Source organism: Moorena sp. SIO1F2 (assembly GCF_010672755.1).
Taxonomy (GTDB): domain Bacteria; phylum Cyanobacteriota; class Cyanobacteriia; order Cyanobacteriales; family Coleofasciculaceae; genus Moorena.
Map to the genome: position 1 here is coordinate 1 of NZ_JAAHFV010000409.1, position 5,403 is coordinate 5,403.

Annotated in this window: 5 protein-coding genes; 4 read left to right on the plus strand and 1 reads right to left on the minus strand. The window is 44.9% G+C overall.

Going from position 1 to position 5,403, the window contains the following annotated elements:
* The first annotated feature begins 177 nt into the window (after window positions 1-177).
* Genes F6J94_RS29545 through F6J94_RS29555 form a run of 3 tightly spaced genes read left to right on the plus strand, consistent with a single transcriptional unit; the run spans window position 178 to window position 2,458 of the window.
* Complete coding sequence (locus F6J94_RS29545) at window positions 178-1,212, plus strand: hypothetical protein (RefSeq protein WP_293023606.1); 1,035 nt, start codon at window positions 178-180, stop codon at window positions 1,210-1,212.
* Window positions 1,209-2,228 carry a hypothetical protein gene (locus F6J94_RS29550; protein WP_293046866.1) on the plus strand — a complete coding sequence of 340 codons (1,020 nt, stop codon included), beginning with the start codon at window positions 1,209-1,211 and terminating at the stop codon, window positions 2,226-2,228. The genes F6J94_RS29545 and F6J94_RS29550 overlap by 4 nt, the downstream gene beginning before the upstream one ends.
* Before the next feature lie 32 nt (window positions 2,229-2,260).
* On the plus strand, window positions 2,261-2,458 hold the full coding sequence (locus F6J94_RS29555; protein WP_293046868.1) for a hypothetical protein: 198 nt from the start codon (window positions 2,261-2,263) through the stop codon (window positions 2,456-2,458).
* Between the two features lie 355 nt (window positions 2,459-2,813).
* Here the strand turns inward: F6J94_RS29555 and F6J94_RS29560 are convergent, their stop codons facing one another.
* Window positions 2,814-3,206 carry an ADP-ribosylglycohydrolase family protein gene (locus tag F6J94_RS29560; protein WP_366514172.1) on the minus strand — a complete coding sequence of 131 codons (393 nt, stop codon included), beginning with the start codon at window positions 3,204-3,206 and terminating at the stop codon, window positions 2,814-2,816.
* 119 nt (window positions 3,207-3,325) lie between these two features.
* On the opposite strand from F6J94_RS29560, the gene F6J94_RS29565 reads away from it, so the two are divergent.
* The gene (locus F6J94_RS29565) at window positions 3,326-5,248 is read left to right on the plus strand and encodes a family 10 glycosylhydrolase (protein WP_293046870.1); all 1,923 of its coding nucleotides are present in this window, start codon (window positions 3,326-3,328) and stop codon (window positions 5,246-5,248) included.
* Window positions 5,249-5,403: the final 155 nt, after the last annotated feature.

Below are 5,403 nucleotides of genomic sequence, written 5' to 3' on the forward strand. Positions count from 1 at the left end.
ATCTTGCAGGATATGCCAGCTCAGGAGCAAACTCAGTTTATCAACTGGCTTAACAACTGTGATCTTAGTAAACTATGGCAATAATCTACAATTAAAAATAAGCTTAAGAATCATAGATATTTTAGCTGCCTAACCATAGTCTTATTGTGCTAGTCAGTGATAAGTGTGAAATTCCTTATGAGCAGCTCTGCAGAACGGTCATCAGGTAATCTATCCCCCCTCAGCAGCAATACCATCATCTATGGTGGTATTGCTTGGGCGATTATCTCCCTATTATTCTTCTTGCTGTTTGGGATTACATCCCCTGGGCAAGAAAGTCCATTTTGGTACCTGATTAGTACCTACTTTTTAGAATGTATACCCTTCCTAGTAGCAAGTATTCTCTGTTTCAGAAATTGGCGTAGCCCTCAGATTGCCAGTGGACGAAATGTCTGGCTAGGACTCGGTCTGGGGAATCTGTTCTATTTGATGGGTGACTTGATATTCGGTGTGTGGGAGCTGTATTTTCACCTTAACCCTGATGTATCACTAGCAGATGTGTTTTACTTATCCTCCTACGTATGTCTTGGGGTAGGCATGTTTTTAGCAGTTATTCCCAGACGCTTAAACTTAGAACTTTGGCAAGGGTTAACGATTGTAGCGATTGCCATAGTGGGGATGGCCTTAGCTGCTTTGCTGTTACTTGCCCCTTCCCTCGAATCCAGCACTCCTGAATCTGGTGATGTGACAATTGCGTATTCTATTTCTGACTCGACCACACCACTTCTGGTCAAGGAAAATAATGCTATGGTCATCTCGGCAGAGCCATCTGAAATAACCAACTCTGAGGCTAATCAGAGTACTGATCATAATTCTCCAAGGTGGGCTATCGAACTTGACAAATCACTGAGTGCCTATTCAAACCAATTGACGACCCTCTACATTGCTTTCGATGTAATTCTGCTGATTATTGCCTCATCCCTACTGTTAGCTTTTTGGGGTGGACGTTTTTCCCAATCCTGGCAAATGATTGCCGCTGCAACATTTTGCCTGTACATTGCAGATATGTGGTTTAAGTATGCTGAGACTAGACCGAACTACGAAAGTGGCGGTTTACCAGAAGTCTTTTTTGTATTCAGTGGTGTATTGTTTGCAATAGGGGCTGCCCTGGAATATCAAATATCGAGCCGTTCCCGTCGTGGTTCACGCAGGCGAGCTGAAAAAGTAGCATGAGTCCAAGAAAACTATCTGATGTCGATAAACAGGACATCCTAGAACTATATCGACAGACAGCAGAGACAACCTCAACGCTGGCTGACCGTTATGGAGTTAGTAACTCCACCATTAGCCGTATCCTTAAGAGCAACTTGTTGGAGCCAGAATACGAGGCTCTAATCCAACAAAAGCGCTCTAATCGTACTGCTGATCATGTTTCCTCTTCTACTGTCAAAACGTCTAAGCCTGTGGTAGAATCAGCAGCTCAACCATCACTAGTTGGACTCGAAAATGAACCATTAGCAAATGAACCATTAGCAGAATCTATCAGTGATTTATTGACTTCAACCTCTACTGATGGACGTCGGCGGCGTAAGCGTTCCTCTGTGGCTGCTCAACCACCAGTGGAGGAAGAGGAGCAACATACCCAACTGCAACTTGATATTACCACATCAGGTTCAGATGAAGATAAGTCTGTTGATGACCAAGATGAATTCTTACCTGAGGATAAGGGACTAGCAACTAGGAGCTTCGCTGAGTTGCTCGACGAGGATTTAGGGGATTTGGATCAAGATGATGATTTAGAAGATTTAGAGGATTTGGATGACCTCGATGACCTCGATGACCTCGATGACCTCGATGACCTCGATGAAGATTGGGACGATGACTTGCCGGATTCCGAGATTCACGAATCCATCAGAACCTCTGTGGCTAAAAGCGGTTCTTACATTGAAATTTTGCCCCTCTCGGAAGCTTCTCTTCCTAAAACCTGCTATCTGGTAGTCAGCCGAGCGGCGGAGTTAATTGCTCGCCCTCTCAATGAGTTTAGCGACCTCGGACAAATTCCTGACGAAGAAGTTCAAGAGACAACCTTGCCAGTATTCGAAAACCATAGGGTGGCACGGCGTTTTTCTAACCGTTCTGAGCGAGTCATCAAGGTTCCTGATGCTCAGATGCTTCAGAAGACCTCTTCCTATTTGCAAGCTAAAGGAATTACCCGATTATTAATTGATGGTCAGGTCTATTCTCTTTGATATCAAGTCCGTTGGCTTCTGGCTGAGGGACTTTGGCCTTTGGGGTTAATGGGAGTCGGGAGTCGGGAGTCGGAAGTCGGAATCCACCCTACTTCTGGCGGAAGGGTGGGAGGGGGGAAGCAAATGGAATGTACTTTTTGACACTCACCGTCTTCAAAGAACGGCGATTCCTAGATCAACGAGCTGCCTTAAACCACTGTGTCCTAATGTTTGACGCCGCCAAAAAGTAGGCAATATCTAAACCAAAGACCCGTCAAGACCAAGAATTCAGTTTAGTTCACAGTAGACCCAGCGGGCAATTCTCGCGATAGCGTTTGGCTACTTGCAGGAAAGTGCATGTGCATAGTCCGTTTCTTCCCTATTCACCTGGTTCCGGCGTGCCCCGCCGTACCGTTTTCTATCTCAAGTCGTTTTCTGCTAGGTTCACACGTTAACTGCTAATTAACGATTGGGTTTTTAAGGAGGACTTTCCCTACCCTCCGAGCATTACTACTTTCAGGTCATGCAGTGGCGGGTCTCTCTCCCGGTTGCGCCAAGGCCAAAGGCCACGCTACGCGAACGGTTTTTCAGCCTGTACTCATACTACTAGTATACTCTGGCTAGACAATTATCAACCCCGGTTGCAAGATTTATTTCTAGGCGACTAAACTCGCTAGCCACTTTCATCTGGGCTCGCTTTGAGGCGGAGTTTTCAGTGCTTGGATTCCTAATAACCTGTCCTTCTCGGGACCATCGCAGATACTGCTGTAATTGATCAACTGGATCAAACCCCTGTTGCTCAATCAGACTATGGGCTAAACACAGAGCCATGGATGTATCATCAGTCCAGTAGCCTGGCTTCAAACCAAAAGTCCCACCACCCACCATATCTTCAATCGGGGTGAAGGAGCCTGGTGCCTTAAACTCTAAAGTAGTACCGACTGCATCCCCGACAGCCAATCCTAAGAGACTGCCACGGTAACGGTTAATTAGCTCCATTGGATAATTCCTCTTCTAATCCATAACCTCTGCTAATCTAGTGTTCGTGTTCTTTGCATCTTCGCGGTTAATCACAATCCTGATTAACCTAACACCCTCACCCGGAGCTTGTTCAACCAATGAAACCGTTACTCAAACTCTGGCCTATAGCCTTGGTAAATAGACTGGTTTCCTTTCAGCAAACCATTAAACATCAGGGTTGGTGGATTTTGCTATTTGTGATCGGGATGATAATTCCTCTATGGCAGCTTTCCCCATCCTACGCCAGTAGCACCTTTAAAGATGTCCCAGAGAATTATTGGGCTCAACCGTGTATCACTAAATTAGCACAACAAAATATTATCAGGGGTTACCCAGATGGTACCTTTAAACCGAATGCTCCGATCACCAGAGCTGAGTTTGCTGCACTGCTTCTGAAGGCTTTCCCTAGTGCTCCTCAAGTGCGCAGTGACCAAAAATTCGTAGATGTACCAACTAATTACTGGGCTAATCAGGCTATTCGTAATGCTGATAAAACGGGATTTTTGGCTGGCTATCCTGGTAGAGTTTTCCGCCCTAAGCAAAATATCCCTCGTGTCCAAGCGTTAGTATCTTTAGCTAGTGGATTGAAGTATAAACCGGTTAACCCTTCCCTAGAGACTTTAAAGGAAGCGTTTACTGATGCTACGGCAATTCCGAACTATGCTCAAAATGCGATCGCAGCAGCTACGGAAAATCAGATTGTGGTCAATCCCCCTAATGTGAAGCAATTCAAACCTAACCAACAAGCTAGTCGAGCTGAGGTAGCTGCTTTCTTGTGCCAAGCTACCCAAACCACTGGATTGATTCCTAATCAATACATTGCTAAGGTTGAGCCACCAACTCCTGCTTCTACTGAAGCGGAGTTAAGAGGGGTATGGCTGACAAATATTGATAGTGAGGTACTGTTGTCTACTACAGCAGTAACGGATAGCCTACAAAAACTTAAGGAGCTCAACTTTAACACGGTATATCCTACAGTGTGGAATTGGGGTTATACACTATATCCGTCTCAAGTAGCTAAACGGGTAGTGGGACTGGAAGCACGAATATCGACGGAGTTAGAAAAAGACTTATTTGACCCAAAGAAGGGGGTACAGGGAGGACGAGATGTTCTCAAGGAGATTGTCGAGGTCGGACATGACAATGGTTTGAGAGTTATTCCCTGGTTTGAATTTGGCTTCAAAGCACCTTCCTATTCTGAATTAGCCAAACGCCACCCAGATTGGCTGACCCAAACCAAAGATGGGGTCAAGACTCAAACTACTAAAGGATTAGAACCAGAGGATGAAAGACTACAAGAGATTGTTTGGCTCAATCCTTTTAAACCAGAGGTACAGCAATTTATTCAAGATTTAGTTATCGAAGTTGTCAGCAACTATGATGTTGATGGTATCCAATTCGATGACCACTTTGGCTTGCCAGTGACCTTTGGTTACGATGATTTCACAGTAGAATTGTACAAAAAAGAACACCAAGGTAAATCTCCCCCCACTGACCCAAAGGATGAGGAATGGGTACGCTGGCGAGCCAACAAAATTACGGATTTCCTAACCAAGCTGTTTAGAGCAGTTAAAGACAGTGTTGAAGACAGTAACAATGATGTGATTATTTCCCTATCTCCCAATCCCCAGCGTTTTTCTTACCAATTCTTTTTAGCTGACTGGGCAACTTGGGAACAACGGGGTTTAGTAGAGGAACTAATTGTCCAGATTTATCGAGATAATTTCAGCACTTTCATCTCGGAATTAGACCAGACAGAACTCAAAAGAGCACGGAGTCATATTCCGGTAGGAATTGGTATTTTAAGTGGTCTCAGAACTCGTTTAGTTCCGGTATCACAAATTCAGCGGCAAGTGGATGCTGTCCGACTGCGGGGATTTGCTGGTGTGTCGTTTTTCTTCTATGAAACCTTGTTGAATATGAGTGATGAACCAGCTTCTAAGCGTCAGAGAGGTTTTGAGGTCATGTTTCCTGAGTTCGTGAAAGCACCAGATATAGAGGATTGGAAGAAATCCAATTGAGGCGTTGCTGAATTGAAGTATGAATGCGCGATCGTCTGATTTTGGGAATGGCACCATTATCCCCCAACGTTGGGGGAATTTAATTTACTTTTCTCCCCCAGGATTGGGGTTCAGGGGACACAATCATACCCATAATTAGCAACCCCGCTCATACT